The 15,229-nt window shown below is 58.5% G+C and carries 17 protein-coding genes and 1 pseudogene; 5 read left to right on the forward strand and 13 right to left on the reverse strand.

Features of this window, described 5'->3' with window-relative positions; genetic code table 11:
- Positions 1-39 precede the first annotated feature (39 nt).
- Positions 40-354: a toxin-antitoxin system TumE family protein gene (locus NMQ09_RS18300; RefSeq protein ID WP_255192010.1), complete on the forward strand. Its 315-nt coding sequence runs from the start codon at positions 40-42 to the stop codon at positions 352-354.
- A gap of 22 nt (positions 355-376) precedes the next feature.
- Entirely contained in the window at positions 377-793 is a 417-nt protein-coding gene (locus tag NMQ09_RS18305; RefSeq protein WP_255192011.1) for an HVO_A0114 family putative DNA-binding protein, read from the forward strand.
- Positions 794-1,024: 231 nt separating this feature from the next.
- Here the strand turns inward: NMQ09_RS18305 and NMQ09_RS18310 are convergent, their stop codons facing one another.
- The 3 genes from NMQ09_RS18310 to NMQ09_RS18320 form a co-directional block, all read right to left on the reverse strand.
- Positions 1,025-1,474, reverse strand: coding sequence for a DUF7342 family protein (locus NMQ09_RS18310; protein WP_255192012.1), 450 nt, complete (start codon positions 1,472-1,474; stop codon positions 1,025-1,027).
- A 94-nt stretch (positions 1,475-1,568) separates the two neighbouring features.
- Entirely contained in the window at positions 1,569-2,132 is a 564-nt protein-coding gene (locus NMQ09_RS18315; RefSeq protein WP_255192013.1) for an SWIM zinc finger family protein, read from the reverse strand.
- Positions 2,133-2,377: 245 nt separating this feature from the next.
- Positions 2,378-2,671 carry a hypothetical protein gene (locus tag NMQ09_RS18320; RefSeq protein ID WP_255192014.1) on the reverse strand — a complete coding sequence of 98 codons (294 nt, stop codon included), beginning with the start codon at positions 2,669-2,671 and terminating at the stop codon, positions 2,378-2,380.
- Between the two features lie 204 nt (positions 2,672-2,875).
- Between NMQ09_RS18320 and NMQ09_RS18325 the strand changes: the two genes are divergently transcribed.
- Complete coding sequence (locus NMQ09_RS18325) at positions 2,876-4,180, forward strand: IS4 family transposase (RefSeq protein ID WP_255194587.1); 1,305 nt, start codon at positions 2,876-2,878, stop codon at positions 4,178-4,180.
- Positions 4,181-4,314: 134 nt separating this feature from the next.
- Positions 4,315-5,315 (forward strand): IS630-like element ISNma5 family transposase gene (locus NMQ09_RS18330; RefSeq protein WP_255191903.1). Its coding sequence is split into 2 segments (ribosomal slippage): positions 4,315-4,807 and positions 4,807-5,315, totalling 1,002 coding nucleotides; the frame shifts between segments, so codons are not numbered across the junction.
- Between the two features lie 6 nt (positions 5,316-5,321).
- On the opposite strand, the gene NMQ09_RS18335 is transcribed toward NMQ09_RS18330, so the two are convergent.
- The 3 genes from NMQ09_RS18335 to NMQ09_RS18345 all read right to left on the reverse strand — a co-directional run bounded on the left by NMQ09_RS18335 (position 5,322) and on the right by NMQ09_RS18345 (position 6,926).
- The gene (locus NMQ09_RS18335; protein WP_255192015.1) at positions 5,322-5,657 is read right to left on the reverse strand and encodes a twin-arginine translocation signal domain-containing protein; all 336 of its coding nucleotides are present in this window, start codon (positions 5,655-5,657) and stop codon (positions 5,322-5,324) included.
- 72 nt (positions 5,658-5,729) lie between these two features.
- On the reverse strand, positions 5,730-6,506 hold the full coding sequence (locus NMQ09_RS18340) for a hypothetical protein (RefSeq protein WP_255192016.1): 777 nt from the start codon (positions 6,504-6,506) through the stop codon (positions 5,730-5,732).
- Between the two features lie 78 nt (positions 6,507-6,584).
- Positions 6,585-6,926: a hypothetical protein gene (locus NMQ09_RS18345; RefSeq protein WP_255192017.1), complete on the reverse strand. Its 342-nt coding sequence runs from the start codon at positions 6,924-6,926 to the stop codon at positions 6,585-6,587.
- Positions 6,927-7,116: 190 nt separating this feature from the next.
- Between NMQ09_RS18345 and NMQ09_RS18350 the strand changes: the two are divergent.
- Positions 7,117-7,350, forward strand: a pseudogene (locus tag NMQ09_RS18350) (IS6 family transposase); the annotation flags it as partial.
- 237 nt (positions 7,351-7,587) lie between these two features.
- Here NMQ09_RS18350 and NMQ09_RS18355 read toward each other — a convergent pair.
- From NMQ09_RS18355 to NMQ09_RS18385, 7 genes are all read right to left on the reverse strand, one after another.
- Positions 7,588-8,361, reverse strand: coding sequence for a DUF5803 family protein (locus tag NMQ09_RS18355; protein WP_255192018.1), 774 nt, complete (start codon positions 8,359-8,361; stop codon positions 7,588-7,590).
- A 1-nt stretch (position 8,362) separates the two neighbouring features.
- A complete protein-coding gene (locus NMQ09_RS18360; RefSeq protein ID WP_255192019.1) occupies positions 8,363-9,034 on the reverse strand; it encodes a DUF2110 family protein in 672 nt (223 codons plus the stop codon).
- Positions 9,034-9,546, reverse strand: coding sequence for a transcription factor (locus tag NMQ09_RS18365; protein ID WP_255192020.1), 513 nt, complete (start codon positions 9,544-9,546; stop codon positions 9,034-9,036). Before NMQ09_RS18365 ends, NMQ09_RS18360 begins: the two co-directional genes overlap by 1 nt.
- Positions 9,547-9,601: 55 nt before the next feature.
- Positions 9,602-11,218: a hypothetical protein gene (locus NMQ09_RS18370; RefSeq protein ID WP_255192021.1), complete on the reverse strand. Its 1,617-nt coding sequence runs from the start codon at positions 11,216-11,218 to the stop codon at positions 9,602-9,604.
- A 123-nt stretch (positions 11,219-11,341) separates the two neighbouring features.
- Positions 11,342-12,556, reverse strand: coding sequence for a Fe-S cluster assembly protein SufD (sufD, locus tag NMQ09_RS18375; RefSeq protein WP_255192022.1), 1,215 nt, complete (start codon positions 12,554-12,556; stop codon positions 11,342-11,344).
- Between the two features lie 16 nt (positions 12,557-12,572).
- Complete coding sequence (gene sufB, locus NMQ09_RS18380; RefSeq protein WP_255192023.1) at positions 12,573-14,003, reverse strand: Fe-S cluster assembly protein SufB; 1,431 nt, start codon at positions 14,001-14,003, stop codon at positions 12,573-12,575.
- Positions 14,004-14,064: 61 nt separating this feature from the next.
- Entirely contained in the window at positions 14,065-14,970 is a 906-nt protein-coding gene (locus NMQ09_RS18385) for an ABC transporter ATP-binding protein (protein ID WP_255192024.1), read from the reverse strand.
- Positions 14,971-15,229: the final 259 nt, after the last annotated feature.

Here is a 15,229-nt window from a genome sequence, read left to right on the forward strand (position 1 = left end):
CACAGTTATGGTGCTGGCTCCCTTCCCAACACCTAGTGGATGGGCCAAGAACTCACACATCGGTATACGCATGTTGAATCCGGATTGGTTGAGAATGTCGTCATTCGACGGACGACTGACACAGATGCGTACCCATCCGGGTGGAAGTATACGCTCCACCTTGGAACGCTAGAGGATCTGACGCTCATCCGATACGACAACGCTCACGAGGATACGAAAGGCCACGAACTCCACACCGCTACAGGGGACACAGATGTTGAGTTCCCTGGGATGGAAGCGTTACTCGCCGAGTTCTGGGCCAACGCAGATGAATACTGGGACGCCGTCGACGGCGGTCCAACTCGACCCTACTGATAAACAACCAGCACCCCACATCATGACCACGCTACACATCACAGTCGGCGATCGAGAACAGCTTCGTGAGGACACACTGCAGTTCGTTGCGGATGCAGAAGAAGGACTCGCAGGTGAGGGCGATGAACGGTCGATCCTCCAGTTTGGAACCTATGACGACCTCGTTGCAAATCTTACACCGCTTCGTCTCGAGTTGATTCAGGCAATTGCAGAACAGAACCCGACGAGTATGCGTGAGGCTGCCCGCCTCGTCGATCGTGACGTCTCCGACGTTCACTCGGATCTCAAGCAACTCGAGGTTCTCGGCATCCTTTCGCTTGAAGAGGGTGGACCTGGGGGAGCGATGCAACCAGTCGTTCCCTTCGACCGAATCGAGATGCATATCGACTATCCGCTGCTCAAGGATCGTGATGCTGACAGTGCTCCTGCAAGTGCCTAATTAGACCAAAATTCAGATTGAGTTGTGATGTGATCGACTCAACCTCGAAGCATTGCAACCGATTCGCTGACCTCCCGAGATTGAGTTCTTCGTCAAAGTAGCGCCTTCTCAAGATCCACATCATGGGAGACATACGCCGCAAGAAGCCAGATGTAGCAGTCTAACCGGCAGAAAAATCACTGTCCGTATTGAGCGTGGTCGAGATGTGTATTGCGCTCTTGTCCCGTAAGATCATCGTATAGTCCGTGTGTTGGTGAGTAGCTGGCGATGGTGCTCGTTTTCCTCCCAATAAGTGATCACCTTTCGTCGATCCCGTACCTCCTCTGGAGTGACCTCTTCTTCGAGTGACGCCTTGAGCTCCTGCAGCGAATCGACATCGTATTCGCGCTTCCATGTTGCAATCTCCGATGCGATTTCCTCGATCTCGTCTCGAAGCTCGTCTTTCGTATTCTCGACGACAAGCTCTTGGATATGGTCGAGGTACGCTCGCATTGGATCGATCTTGTAGTGCGTATCGCCGTCTATCTCGACGGTCGTAAGCCGGCCTGCATCAGTGAGATACTCGAGTTGGGACTTCGCCGTTTCCCAGGATCCAACTTCTGCTTGCTCTTTGATCCAGTTGACCGATCTCGGCTCACGGAGTGTGAGGGCAACGGCTTCGATCCGGTCCCGAGCAGTCATCGTTTCAGTCCAATCGTCCACGGTATTAGGAGTGGGTATGGGGTCTACGCACTTTTAGCTTGAGAGTGGTTCGTACCATCCGAGAAGCAGGACTTTAGCGAATGAAGGTCCCGTCCGGAGCCGGGATGAGTCCTGTGCGGATCTCGAGGTCGACACGGCGAAGATGTTTGCAACCACCGTCTGGTTGGCGCTGTTCGAAATCTGGGCAGGTGCACGTCTTCTTTTCGACGTCGACTACGTACGTGCTCCCGCTTTCACTAAAGACATCGTAGACGGGTCCTTGTTGGCCAAATCGAACGTCCATATCTTCGGTGAGTGCACGGCGGGTTCGTGGCTCGTCGATTGAGTACCCGCCCGCCTCGAGTGCAGTGGGTGGCTGTGGATCCTCACAGGGAGTAGAGAATTCGTTGCGGTGATTGCGTTCTTGTCCACATTTTCTGCAGCGCCAGTAGCGTGTGCAGTATTCGTACCCTTCTGTAAGTTCGACCTCGTACGGTGATGGCGCTGCGCCGGGCAGCCACTCGTCAATGGCCACGAGTTCATGGCCGTGTAGGCGGGCAACGTCACCTGGGTAGCTGCGGTCCCGGTCGCTCGTAGCTGTCTGTTTGGGTTGATCGTCTTGATGCGGCTCGCTCTGAAGTGGTTGATCCGTACTCATCTGTGATCTCGAGGCACACTACGTTGCGCCTCGAGCCTCTCAGGCGCACAAAAAACGACACGGGGCGTTTGCTATCGAAGTCCAGTTCCGAAAAGAGTGGTTCTGTTCTGAACGAGCTAAGAGTTACCCCACAAAATCCATCTCACAGAAACTCGTGGGGTAACGGAACTGAAAGTCCAAACAGCTAGGAAATGTTTGAATGGTTAGTGTATGTCGGACTATGAGTAAAATTCCATGACGCGTTTCTACATTTCAATCACTGCGTCGTTGTCGTCCTCCAAATCGAAGAGGAGCTCGAATGCGGGGTGTTTGAAAAGAATCTCGTTACAGGATTTACACCGAGTGAATAATGGTCGTGTACCACTCCAATAGTCTGTTCGCTTAATTACCGTCTCCTCGTGCTTTCCGTAGTGTCCACCGTTCACCTCGAAGTGGTCGAATTCGTGGCTGCCACATTCTGGACATGATTCGCTAAGACCGTGCCAATCATCTCGATCGATACCAGTTATTTCTGACTCTTTACCATCTTCGTCTGTCATTCTTATTCGGATTACCATCGAGAGACGCCTCCACCAACTGGTGGCGTAAAAAACTACCACGAGCGGGGTGTGTCAAGGTTAGATCGTCGCATTTTCGAGAGCGACGAAAGCTGTGAGCCCATCCGTCTTTAGCTAAGCGAAGAACCGCATGACAGCGGCGGCTTATCGGTGGCACTTTTCGGAAGGAATGAGGAGGCTTCAGCTATGCACACAGAACCCTCCTCACGTCATATTGAACGTCATCTCACTAACCTCCTTCCCTCTGAAGCGCTCGAAGACCACGCTGATGCCGTCGGCGTGGTCGAGCGCGAGGGGAAGCTTCAGATCCCGCCACTTGTCTGGTCGTTCGCGTTCGGCTTCGCCGCAGGCGAAAGCCGAACACTTGCGGCCTTTAGACGCACCTACAACTCCACTGCTGACGAGTCGCTCTCACCGGGAGGCTTCTACCAGCGGTTGACTCCGACGCTCGCAGAGTACCTCCGCGACCTCGTCGAATACGGGTTCGACGAGGTCGCTGTCCCTCACACCGTCTCTGATGAGCTCGACCGCTTTAGGGACGTGATGATTGCTGATGGAACCGTCCTGCGGTTGCACGAGTTGCTCTCTGAAGCGTACAAAGCACGTCACGAGGAGCAGGCTGGAGCGAAGCTCCACCTGCTCCACAACGTCACTGACCAGACAGTCGAACACTTCAACGTCACAGACGAGAAAACGCACGACAGCACGTTGTTTAACACAGGATCGTGGCTGGAAGGACGGCTAGCGATCTTCGACCTCGCCTATTTCAAGTACCGGCGGTTCGCGTTGATCGACGAGAACGACGGCTACTTTGTGAGCCGACTGAAAAAGAGCGCGAACCCGGTTGTAACGGAGGAATTACGGGAATGGCGCGGCCGCGCCATTCCCTTGGAAGGCGAGAAGATCTTCGACATCGTGGATGACCTCTCCCGGAAGTACATCGACGTGGAAGTCGAGGTTGAGTTTGACCGACGAGAGTACGCGGGCACGCAGTCACGTGATACGAAACGGTTCCGCGTCGTCGGCGTCCGCAACGAGGACGCCGACGACTACCATCTGTACATCACGAACCTTTCTCGGGAAGAGTTTCTCCCGGCCGATCTAGCGACGATCTACCGATGTAGATGGGAAGTAGAGCTGTTGTTCCGTGAACTGAAGACGCAGTACGAACTGGACGAGTTCGACACGACGAAGAAGCACATCGTAGAGATTCTGCTGTACGCAGCGTTGTTATCCTTGGTCGTGAGTCGTGATTTACTCGGTCTGGTCATAGAGCACGCTGATGATGGGATCGTGTTTCCGCCGGAACGCTGGGCGGCGACCTTTCGGTCGCACGCCCAGCTCATCCTCCGCGAACTGAGAGAGTATCTCGCCTACTCACCGCCGCCACTGCTACAACGACTGATCGAAGACGCTCAGAAGATCCACAAGCAACGACCAATCCTGCAAGAACACCTCGCTACTACCATCCAACCGGCTGCTGAGGCTTAGCTAAAGACCAATGTCTTCTCGGGTAAGGACGAAAGTTCTCCTTCCAATGACTGGCTGGCGGATCCGTAATTCGGGTGACTCTCAATATATAGTAACCGTTAGAATTTTCCGCCCAGATATTGTTACTGTAGTCAATGGACCATCTCGACGAGATCTCCGTCGAAGAACTCCAAGACGCTCTCGACAGGGTTGAGGAGAACAAGCCGACACAGCGGTTACTAGCGGCGATCGCGTACAAAAACGGCGTTACGCAGACCGAACTTGCAGAGTGGCACGACACCGGTCGAAGAACGATCTACAGCTGGCTCATGCGACTCGATACGGACGAACCGTTTGAGCAAGCCGTTTCTGATGCTCACCGCTCCGGAAGAAACCGGAAGCTCTCAGAAACACAGCAGGAAGAATTCGAACAAACCGTTCACGAACCTCCCAAGGAAGTCGGGATCGACGCGCCGGCGTGGACGCCGGCGCTCGTCCAGCAATATCTTGAGGAAACCTACGATGTCGAGTACTCAATCCCGAGCTGCCGGCGGTTACTCAAAGAAGCGGGATTGAGCTATCAAAAACCACGCCGTACAGCCGCCGAATCTGATGCTGACGAGCAAGAAACCTTCCGCGAAGAGTTCAAAAAAAGCGGCGGGAGATGGACGCCACAGTAGTCTGTATCGATCAGACCAAGAAATCCGTGCAAGTCGAGCCGCGTGCCGCGTGGTTTCCTCGCGGCACGCGGCCGGCCGTCGAATTATCCGGCCAACGCGACTGGACGTGCCTGTTGGGCGCGATCACCGAAGACGGTGATCGCTTTTTCGCTCGATTCGAAGAGTACGTAACCGCCGAACACGCCAAACATTTCATTCTTGCATTATGCGAAGAATTTGCAGATGATTTGCTCATCGTGCTGGATGGAGCGTCGTATTTCCAGGCGTCGGCCGTCACGGACCTGGCGGCCCGTGACGACCTCGACTTCGTCACGTTACCGGCGTACTCGCCAGAGCTCAATCCTGTCGAGGAGTGCTGGAGACAACTCCAAGCCGCTCTCAGCAACCGTTTCTTTGAGTCACTCGACGATCTTACAACGGCGATTGATACAGCTCTTGACCAGATCTCTATACCAAAAGTGAGCAATTATTTCTAATTTTTACTATAGCTTCCCAACGCCGCGTCTGTCGATTCCCGTCGCCGACTCACCATCGAACGTCATCGCGATCGTGTCGGGGACCTCCGCGAATGCCGCGGAATTGAGCAAGGCATTTGTTCCCCGTTCGATCGCGTCGTCCCGAAACGCCACGTCGGCGTCGATTTGGATGAGACGATTAATATCGCCCGGTACCGTCCCGGTTGTGAGCCCTTTCGCACCGGGGGTGTCGTCCCCCTGGAGGTCCGATCTGTTGAGTACGCAACCTCCGACGACGCCAGCCCCTGCCACTGCAGCGCCTGCTTTTAGTACGTTGCGTCTGGAAGTCAAAGACAAGTCCATTATTATCAACCACTATTGTGTACTCTAGGTAATTAGTTAATCCTATTCACATTCCGTCCTGTCGTGTAAATACTAAAAGCATGTCAAATATGTGAAACTGTGTTCGTCAGATTGACTACCTTGCCAATTACCAAATAGCTGCACGCCCCATTCCAGTTCAACGTCGATCTCGAGTGCAGTCATACCCAGGGGGTCGTGCCAGTCACTACAGTCCCAGTCCCAGGCTGAAACACTCCCCACTTCAAATACAGCGTTATTCGTCGCAGAATGTGCCTCTGGATCTATGTCTAATTGATGTTCGGAATAGCCACTCGCCTTTGATGTCGCGTCTATCAATTCGGCACCGCTCATCGATACCGAGCTAGAGTATCCGATCGTGAGACTAGGATTACTACTGAGGCCAACCCCGATCTGTGCACCTCGAGTTCTACTTATGTCCTCGATCTGTCCTTCAGGGTCAGTACCCTGTATGAGGTCGGATGTATCGATTTCGTTCAACGCTTGATCCCAGTTGTGATATACCGTAGCCCCCTTGTTTCTCCATCCGGTATACAGAGCATTTCCGTCGCAACAGTAGTCGTCTAGACCGTCGTTGCAAAGTTGCCTTCCTGGCTCCATCCGAACTTTAGATCTCGCACCAATCCTATTATCAGAAGAACTCTTTCTGACACTATTTGTGAATTCTACCTTACCCGTATACTCCGCACACTTATTACTTTCAAAGCTAAGATATGTGTCAGTGGATCCGAAGAAACTCCATTCATCCCAGTCGATGTCCCAGTCAAACTCACTATCTGTGGAGACATCAATTTCCGAATCATCTTTTGATTCGGCCACATTCATGAGCATTTCATTAGCTTTTTCGTGTAGAGATTCGACCGTTTCAGCTTTGTTAGCGCTAACATCTGATTTGGTACTACCGACAAATTACTCTCTAGGCTTCCCGCCCTCACCAGTTAAGATATTGTATGCTACAATATCCACTTCGGAAAGGGTTTCTTTCAGGTCGATACGAGCATATTCGTTCGATGCGATTTCTTGTTGAACAGCGAAGTCTTCCCGTACCTTTTTGATCTTTTCATTGGGAACTGGATTTTTGAATGATCCTCGAAGTACTTCATAGTTCTCAGATAATTCTTCCGGTAATTGTGGCCTTCGTTCACTTTCATCAGCGGTTGCGCTACTAACAAAGGCAACTGGAATTGTACTCCCGCCAATTGCTTTCAATACTTTTCGCCGGTTTTCATCATGGTCATTGGTATCGACCATAGGAAATTGTTATGGAGAAAATGTATAAATCTTTTCACTCATTCAGAAATTGGGACGATATACGATTTTAATACTACGCTAATATTTTACTACCAAAACACGATATTCAATTGATTGAACAACATACGGCAAAAGGGGCACTGTCTAGATGAGGGTTTGAGAAGTGAGCAGGTGGTGGCGAGAAGTGCCTATGCAACTCGCCGCCCTGCTCAGAGAGCGCTTAGACGTGGACTGTGATGAGGTTTGGGAGAACGAGCGCACCCCGACACCTGTCAGGGTGTCCGGGGTGCGGTTGCATTCGATGGGATTATCGGTTCGGGAGGTCGTCTCGGTGCTCGAATCACTCGGCATAGACCGGTCTCACGGCGCAATTTGGAACTGGACGTACAAACTATCTGAGGCACAGAACGACCCGCCGACGTCCACGAGAGCGATGCTCTCGTGCGGCCCATCAGAACGCTTTGCATTCTGAGGATCACTGTCCGCTGACTCTGTTTGTTTGGCCACAACTCAGCCAAGCGGACTTCTCAACTAACGGCTTTGTGAAGTACTGACTCTGTTCAATCAAATCTCGGGGCGTTTCACACCGAGGGAGCAGGTGTGTTGTGATCCGTAACATCCCACCGCTCAGGTTTTCCGCCTCTTCAGGTGCGGAAGAATGTCACTTAAACCCTGGTGGTGGGCCACGGTCGGAGTCGTCGTCGATGTCGACGTCGAGCCCCATCTCTTCGCGTTTTTCCTGGAGCCGTTTCACCTGTCGGTGGTAGTAGGCGATCCCGGCTCCTCCCAGAACGACCGAGACGCCGACCACGCCCACGAACACGACGATGTCGCGGGGCTGGTAGTACCGGAGATTGATCGTCCCGTCGTTGTGCTCCCAGTACAGCCGCTCGGTGTCGTCGACCACCTCGCGTTCGTACCCGCTCGGACCCGACGCGCCGAACAGGAGGTTCGACGACCGATAGCCGTCGGGCAGGAGCACCTCGTACGAGCCCTCGGTGTACGCCGGCAGGTTGAACGTTCTCGTTCCGGTGGCGCCCGAGAACGCGAGCGTGCCGTTGCCGTCGGGAACCCGGATGTCGGTGCTCGAGCGACCCTGGTCGACCTCGAGCTCCGAGCCCGTGAGCTCCGTGCCGTCGGGATACCAGTAGCGGACGCTGTGGATATCGAGGGCGACCTCGCGGTAGAAACTGCTGCGGTACAGCGAGAGTTCGTCGGTGTCGTTCAGGTCGTACACCGCGCGGAACTCGCCGCCGCCGATGAGGCCGCCGCTCTCGACGTCGATGACGACGTCGGCGTCGCGGTCTTTCAGGTCGTCATAGTCCTGTTCGCGGTCGAGTTCTTCGTCGGAGATTCCGCCGAAGATCGCCGCACAGCCAGCCATCGTGACGAGCAGGCCGACGGCGAGGACTGCGAGGACGTGACGGCGATTCATATTACGGGACGACACAGCGCAGTTCCGCCGGCAGGTAGCCGCCGACGCTCGCGAGCAGGCCTGGTGGATCGGTGTCCTCCGTGCAGATGACGCTTTGCTCGAGCAACCCGAGGCGTTCGACCGTGACGTAATCCTGGGCGTGGCCCGCCCGGTTGAGCGTCGCCCTGACCTCGGCGCGGGTGGCGCTGTTGACGTTCATCCGGCCGTTCCCGCGGCTCCAGTCGTACAGTCGATCGCGTTCTTCGTCGGCGAGTCGAGACGAGCCGTCCTCCCGGTAGACGAACTGCATGGGGAGGTGCTGGACGAGTCCGAACCGTTCGCGGATCTGGGTCGGCGAGCCCGGTCCGAGTCCGAACTCGGTGGCCGGAATCCGAACTGGCTGGCCCGCGTCGAGGACGAACCCGTCCTCGTCCCACGACTCGAGCGTCCCGACGTACGTCTCGCCGGCTTCGAGCTCCGGGACGATCTCGCCCCACTCCTCGCGTAAGACGTTGCGGGCGACGACGGCGTCCTCGCCCTCGATCGTCACGTCCGGAAAGCCGTCGTCTCGGAGCTCGATCTCGATGGCGACCTCGAGTTCGCCAACCTCGTTGGCCACGAGCGACCGCAGCGAGTCGAGCGCCCGCGATCGGGCGTCGCCCTGTACGTAGATCTTCGTCGCGAGTACGACCATCAGAGGTTGAGTTCGTCCTCGAGTTCCTCGAGGCGTTCGTCCATCGCGTGGACCAGCCGGTCGTTCTCCATCGACTCGAGCGGCGAGCCACACTCCGGGCACTCGAAGCCGAAGTCCATCGCCTCGCCGAACTCGAAGCGGATCGAACAGATCTCACAGAGGTAGAACTCGTGGTTACGTTCGTACTCCTGGCGCTGCTCGAGCGCCTCGTGGAGGCGGTACATCTCCGACTCGAGGTTCTCCGGGATGTTCTCGTACTCGAACGTCCAGAGATAGGTCAGCCAGCCCGAGTCCTCGTCGCGCAGCCGTCGGTAGGTGGCGAGGTCGTTCTCGTACAGGATGAACAGCGCCCGACGTACGTCGTTGAGCTCGAGATCGAGTGACTCTGCGAGCTCCTCGTCGGTCACTTCCCCGTCCGGCGGCGCCGCCGCGACGGGCATCCCCTTGGGACCGACCAGCTCGTGCAAGTACTTCTGGATGACTGGATCCTCGAGCAGGTCCTCAAAAGCCATTACCTACTCGTAACGCCATGGTGCCATTAAGTCTTTTGAGGCCAACGCGTCTGCGTCAGCCGAGCCGGCGCCACTCCTCACCGAGGGTCAGGTAGACGTCCCCGGCCTCGGTGTCCTCGACGAAGACGCCGGGGGTGGCGTTCCCGTTCCACGCCCCGGTGACGCTCGGGTCGCCGTCGTTCGTCCCGACGCCGTCGACGGTAGCGCGAACACCGTCGTCCGTGACCGCAACCTCCGCGTCGACGTTCTCGAGTCGGACGTCGGGAGCGGCGACCTCGAGGTCGGCCGCCGCCCCCGCCACGTCGAGTCGCGAGTCACGGACGACGGCGTCGCCGGCCGCCGCGCCGTCGAACCGCATCGCGTCACTCCCCTCGTCGGTCGACTCGACGTCCAGCCCGACGATCGTCGTGTTACTCGCCTCGTGTACCCGGATCGGATGGCCGGAGGGTGCATCACTCCGAATCGTCAGCTCGTCGATCGTCGTCCCGTCGTTGTCGATGCGGACGAGCGCGTTCGCGTCGGTGCCGTCGAACGCGAGCCGGGCGTTTCGAACGGTCGTCCGGTACTCGCCGGCATCGTAGATCCGGATCGCCGTCCCTCCCGCCTCGTCAGTCATCGTGACGTCGAGCCCGTCGACGACGCAGTCTGCGTCCTGCACCTCGAGCGCGTGTTCGCGGTGGGCCGCGTTCACCAGCGTACAGTTCTCGATGCGCCCCGGCGTCGACCGCATCCAGAACCCCCGTGGCCGAACCGGTTCGTGGGCGAACTCGTCGTCGAGGACGACCCTCGAGTCGCGGACGACGCCGCCGAGTCGGAAATTCGAGACGCTGTTGTTCCGCGCGAGACAGCGCTCGAACGTACACTGTCCGTCGCCCGTGTCCGCGTAGAACCCGTTGTCCTCGAAGTTCGCGACGACCGAGTCGGTGACGTGGACGTGACAGAGTTCCGTCTCCGGCTGGAGCCACACGCCGGCAGTGGCTCCGCCGTCGGGACAGCGGATCCGGTCGACGTGCGCCCGACCGATGCTCGCGTCGTTCTCTTGCAGTCGCAGCGAAACGGTCCGACTGGCCGCCGCGGCGCCGTCGACGGCCCCGAAGACGCGGAGGTCCTCGATGCGGGCGAACCCCTCACAGTAGGAGGTGAAAATCGCCGCACCTGCGTTCGCGTCCGTGAAGTCGTACTCGAGTCCCCCGAACAGGACGTTCTCACAGGCGACGCTCCCGGACGAACCGAGTTCGAACGCGCTCTCGTCAGCGAAGTCGGGACCGAGCGTGATCGTCGCGCCCGTGCCGATGACCCCGACGTTCCGGAGGTCACTCGCAGTAAACCCCTCGTCCATGCGGTACCGGCCGGATGGGAGGACGAGCAGCGTCTCGTCGGCCGCGTTCTCCTCGAGGACGCCGGTGAGACACTCCTCGCCCGTCGGGTCTGCGCCTCGCTCGACGAGGTCGATCGCGTTCCATCCCTCGATCGAGAGGTTGCCGACGCTGAAAACGTCGTCTTCGTCGAGCTCGTCGTCGACTGGTGGACTGTCGTCCGCCGTCGGCTCGTCGGTCGGCGGCTCACCGTCCGCATCTGGCTCGTCCGATCGCGGCTCGGAACACCCCGCGAGCGAGACGGCCACCGCGGCGGTGGCGCCCGCGAGGATCGTACGACGAGATGGGCGCGCCATACCGGTTCGATCACGAGGAGCTACTTGATTCTCTCCCGGCACGGGTTGGAGCTACCGTCGCGACCCGTCTCCAGCACGGCTGGTCGTGGTTCGATCGGACCAAAAAAGTCGAACCGCCTTCGCTTACTTGCGGAGCCGGGCCTGGATCAGGTCCTCGAGGTCCTCGCGGAACTCTTCGACTTCGACCTCCTCGAGGACGGGCACGAAGAAGCCCTCGACGAGCATGTTACGCGCCAGCTGCGGCGTGACACCGCGGGAGGTCATGTAGAGCAGGTCCTCCTCGTCGATCTGGCCGACGGTGGCGCTGTGGGAGGCCTCGGTGTCGTGGTTGTTGATGATGAGCTTTGGCGAGGCGTCGGCCTCGGACTCATCGGAGAGCATCAGGGTGTTCTCACGCTGGTAGGAACTCGTGTCCCAGGCGTCGCGGCCGACGTCCTGGACGCCCTCGTACACCGATCGGGCCTCGTCGTCGGTGACGCCGCGGGTGACGAGGTCGGCCGTCGTGTGCTCGGCGCGGTGCCAGACTTTGACGTCGATGTCGAAGTGTTGCTCGTCCGTGCCGAAGAAGGCGCCGACGATCTGGCTCTCGGAGCTGTCGCCGGCGAGGACGGTCGACGTCTCGGTCTTGGTCAGCTGCGTGCCCATGTTCCCCTCGATCCAGTTGAGCGTCGCGTAGGTGTCGGTCTCCCCGCGCTTGGCGGAGAAGCCGTACGTCTCCGGAGAGAGGTTCTGGAGGGTGCCGTACTGGACGTAGCTGTTCTCGCCGGCGGCGATCTCGACGATGCCGCTGTAGTAGCGTTCGCCCTCGACGTCGGCGTCACCAGTGGACTGGCGCTCTAAGATCGTCACCGACGACGACTCCTCGGTGAGGACGAGCGTGTAGTTGAACAGCGACTTCGAGTTCATTTCCGTGCGGATCGTCACGTCCTCGGCGTCGACGCCCTCGGGGACGTAGACGACGGTCCCGGTGCTGAAGAGCGCCGTCGAGAGCGCCGTGAGGTAGTTCTCCTGGGGGGGAACGATCGAACCGAAGTGCTCGCGGACGAGCTCCTCGTGCTCGGCGAGGGCGTCGGCCCAGGGGAGGACCTCGACGTCGTCGGGTCCGACCTGGTCTTTCTCCTCGGCCCAGTTCAGCGGGTCGACGAGCGTCTCGAAGTCGAGCTCGTGGAGATTCGTCCAGTCGCGACCGGGCGTCCGGATGACTTTCGGCATGTCGAGCTCCTCGAGGGCGGCGAGTGCCTCGAGTCGCGTCTCGAGCATCCACTCGGGCTCGTCGAGTTCGCCCGAAATCTGGCGTACCTGTTCCTCCGTGAGATTGGCGTGTAGCTGCGTACTCATGTATCGATCTCGGGGACTACCCGAGGCTTCCCTCCATCTCGAGTTCGATCAGGCGGTTGAGTTCGACCGCGTACTCGATCGGCAGTTCCTCCGTGATCGGCTCGATGAAGCCGGCGACGATCATCTTCTTGGCGTCGTCGTCGTCCAGGCCGCGGCTCTGGAGGTAGAAGATGTCCTCGTCGCCGATCTTGCCGACGGTGGCCTCGTGGGCGACGTCGACTTTCGACTCCTCGATCTCCATGTACGGCATGGTGTCCGAGGTCGACTCGTTGTCGAACATCAGCGCGTCACACTCGACGGCGGTCGAGGAGCCCTCGGCGCCGTCGGCGATGTGGACCAATCCTCTGTAATTGGTGCGGCCGCCGTCTTTGGAGATCGATTTGGACTCGATCGTGGACTTCGTGTCCGGCGCGTTGTGGTAGACCTTCGCGCCGGTGTCGATGTCCTGGCCCTCGCCGGCGAAGGCGATGGTGATGTGGGTGTCCGTCGCGCCGCGACCCTTCAGGATCGAGCACGGGTAGAGCATGGTGGCTTTCGAGCCCATGCTGCCGGAGATCCACTCCATCGTGCCGTTCTCCTCGACGATGGCACGCTTCGTGTTGAGGTTGAACGTGTTCTTCGACCAGTTCTGGACCGTCGAGTACTGGACGTGGGCGTCTTCCTTGACGAAGACCTCGACGCCACCGCTGTGGAGGTTGTGGACGCCGTATTTGGGCGCCGAACAGCCCTCGATGTAGTGCACCTCGGAGCCGGGTTCGGCGACGATGAGCGTGTGCTCGAACTGGCCCATCCCCTCGGAGTTCATCCGGAAGTACGCCTGGACGGGCATCTCGACGGTGACGTCCTCGGGGACGTAGACGAACGAGCCGCCGGACCAGACGGCGCCGTGGAGCGCGGCGAACTTGTTGTCGCTCGGGGGGACGCAGGTCGTCATGAAGTGTTCCTTGACGATCTCGGGATGCTCCTTGACCGCCCGGTCCATGTTCATGAAGACGACGCCTTTCTCCTCCCACTGTTCTTGCATGTTCTGGTAGACGATCTCGGACTCGTACTGGGCACCGACACCCGAGAGGGCGTTCTTCTCCGCCTCAGGGATGCCGAGCTTGTCGAACGTGTCCTTGATCTCCTCGGGCAGCTCCGTCCAGTCGTCGACGCCCTCGCGCTTGTCGACGTCCGGGCGGATGTACGGGACGATCTCCTCGACGTCGAGCTCGGAGAGGTCGGGCTGGCCGGGCCAGTCCGTCGGCATCGGCATCGCCTGGTACTGCTTGAGCGCGCGAAGTCGGCGCTCGAGCATCCACTCCGGCTCGTCTTTGTCCTCGGAGATCATGCGGATGACCTCTTCCGTCAATCCCTTCTCGGACTTGACGGCGGCCTTTTGCTCCTTGTGGAAGTCAAAGCGGGCCTCGGTGTCGGTCTCTTTTAGGTGGTCTTGTTCGGAACTCATGGTGGTTCGTTGTTTTGGTTTACGTCCGTAGGGTCTTTAGGGTTTGTCTAGCCAGATCCGGTTACGCGGTCTCGTAGACCTCTTCGCGGACCCAGTCGTACCCCTTGTCCTCGAGTTGTTCGGCCAGCGACGCGTCGCCGCTCTTGACGATCTTGCCGTCGAGCATGATGTGGACGTGGTCGGGCTCGACGTAGTCGAGAATCCGCTGGTAGTGAGTGATCTGGAGGATGCCGGTGCCCTGCTCGTCGCGCAGCGCGTTGATGCCGTTCGAGACGTCCTGCAGCCGGTCGATGTCCAGCCCGGAGTCGATCTCGTCGAGGACGGCGATCGAGGGCTCGAGGATCGCAGCCTGGAGCACCTCGTTTTGTTTCTTCTCGCCGCCGGAGAAGCCGGCGTTGAGGTAGCGCAGGGCGAACTTCTCGTCCATGTCGAGCTGTTCCATCTTCTCGCTCAGAATCTCCTGGAACTCGGCGACGCCGATCTCTCCCTCGTCGGCGGGGCCTTCCATCGGCGACGGGACCTCCGCTTCTTCCTCGTCCTCGTCGTCGCCCGCCTCGTCCTCGAAGAGCTCCTCGCGCTCTTCGAGCTTGGCGTTGAGCGCCGTCCGCAGGAAGTTCGTCATCGTCACGCCCTCGATCTCCGCGGGGTACTGGAAGCCGAGGAAGATACCGAGCGCCGCACGCTCGTTCGGCTCGAGGTCGAGAACGTTCCACGTGCGCTTCTCTTCGGGAATCTCGATCTCGTCGCCGAACTCGCCCTCCTCGAGGTGGATTAGGATCTCACCGTCGGTTACCTCGTAGGCTGGGTGGCCGGCGACGACCTTCGCGGTCGTCGACTTGCCGCTGCCGTTTGGCCCCATCAGGGCGTGGATCTCCCCCGACTCGATCTCGAGGTCGAGGCCACGGAGGATCTTCTCGTCGCCATCCGCCACTTCTGCGTGCAGGTTTTTGAGTTCAAGTCGTGCCATATATGGGTCTCTCTGTCGTTCGAACTGTGGGTCGTGAGACTCATAACGGTTTCGTATCTACCTGGACAGGTTGCCGAATATCGATAATCGGTTTCCGTATAGAGAAGCAAACACTGGCTGTTGAAAAACAATCTCTCGTAGGATCGTCACCGACGCCGTGTCTCGAGGCACGCGTGGTTTCGCTAGTATCGGCGTCATTCGGGCGTTTCAGGGACTTTCAACGATCTACGATGGTGGCATCCAGATACGGACCCTTCTG

Origin of the sequence: Natronobeatus ordinarius, assembly GCF_024362485.1 — an archaeon.
GTDB lineage: Archaea > Halobacteriota > Halobacteria > Halobacteriales > Natrialbaceae > Natronobeatus > Natronobeatus ordinarius.

Coding starts and splice junctions, on each gene's coding strand:
- NMQ09_RS18300 (WP_255192010.1), top strand. CDS start 40: ATGGGCCAAGAACTCACACATCGGTATACGCATGTTGAATCCGGATTG.
- NMQ09_RS18305 (WP_255192011.1), top strand. CDS start 377: ATGACCACGCTACACATCACAGTCGGCGATCGAGAACAGCTTCGTGAG.
- NMQ09_RS18310 (WP_255192012.1), bottom strand. CDS start 1,474: ATGACTGCTCGGGACCGGATCGAAGCCGTTGCCCTCACACTCCGTGAG.
- NMQ09_RS18315 (WP_255192013.1), bottom strand. CDS start 2,132: ATGAGTACGGATCAACCACTTCAGAGCGAGCCGCATCAAGACGATCAA.
- NMQ09_RS18320 (WP_255192014.1), bottom strand. CDS start 2,671: ATGACAGACGAAGATGGTAAAGAGTCAGAAATAACTGGTATCGATCGA.
- NMQ09_RS18325 (WP_255194587.1), top strand. CDS start 2,876: ATGCACACAGAACCCTCCTCACGTCATATTGAACGTCATCTCACTAAC.
- NMQ09_RS18335 (WP_255192015.1), bottom strand. CDS start 5,657: ATGGACTTGTCTTTGACTTCCAGACGCAACGTACTAAAAGCAGGCGCT.
- NMQ09_RS18340 (WP_255192016.1), bottom strand. CDS start 6,506: ATGCTCATGAATGTGGCCGAATCAAAAGATGATTCGGAAATTGATGTC.
- NMQ09_RS18345 (WP_255192017.1), bottom strand. CDS start 6,926: ATGGTCGATACCAATGACCATGATGAAAACCGGCGAAAAGTATTGAAA.
- NMQ09_RS18355 (WP_255192018.1), bottom strand. CDS start 8,361: ATGAATCGCCGTCACGTCCTCGCAGTCCTCGCCGTCGGCCTGCTCGTC.
- NMQ09_RS18360 (WP_255192019.1), bottom strand. CDS start 9,034: ATGGTCGTACTCGCGACGAAGATCTACGTACAGGGCGACGCCCGATCG.
- NMQ09_RS18365 (WP_255192020.1), bottom strand. CDS start 9,546: ATGGCTTTTGAGGACCTGCTCGAGGATCCAGTCATCCAGAAGTACTTG.
- NMQ09_RS18370 (WP_255192021.1), bottom strand. CDS start 11,218: ATGGCGCGCCCATCTCGTCGTACGATCCTCGCGGGCGCCACCGCCGCG.
- sufD (WP_255192022.1), bottom strand. CDS start 12,556: ATGAGTACGCAGCTACACGCCAATCTCACGGAGGAACAGGTACGCCAG.
- sufB (WP_255192023.1), bottom strand. CDS start 14,003: ATGAGTTCCGAACAAGACCACCTAAAAGAGACCGACACCGAGGCCCGC.
- NMQ09_RS18385 (WP_255192024.1), bottom strand. CDS start 14,970: ATGGCACGACTTGAACTCAAAAACCTGCACGCAGAAGTGGCGGATGGC.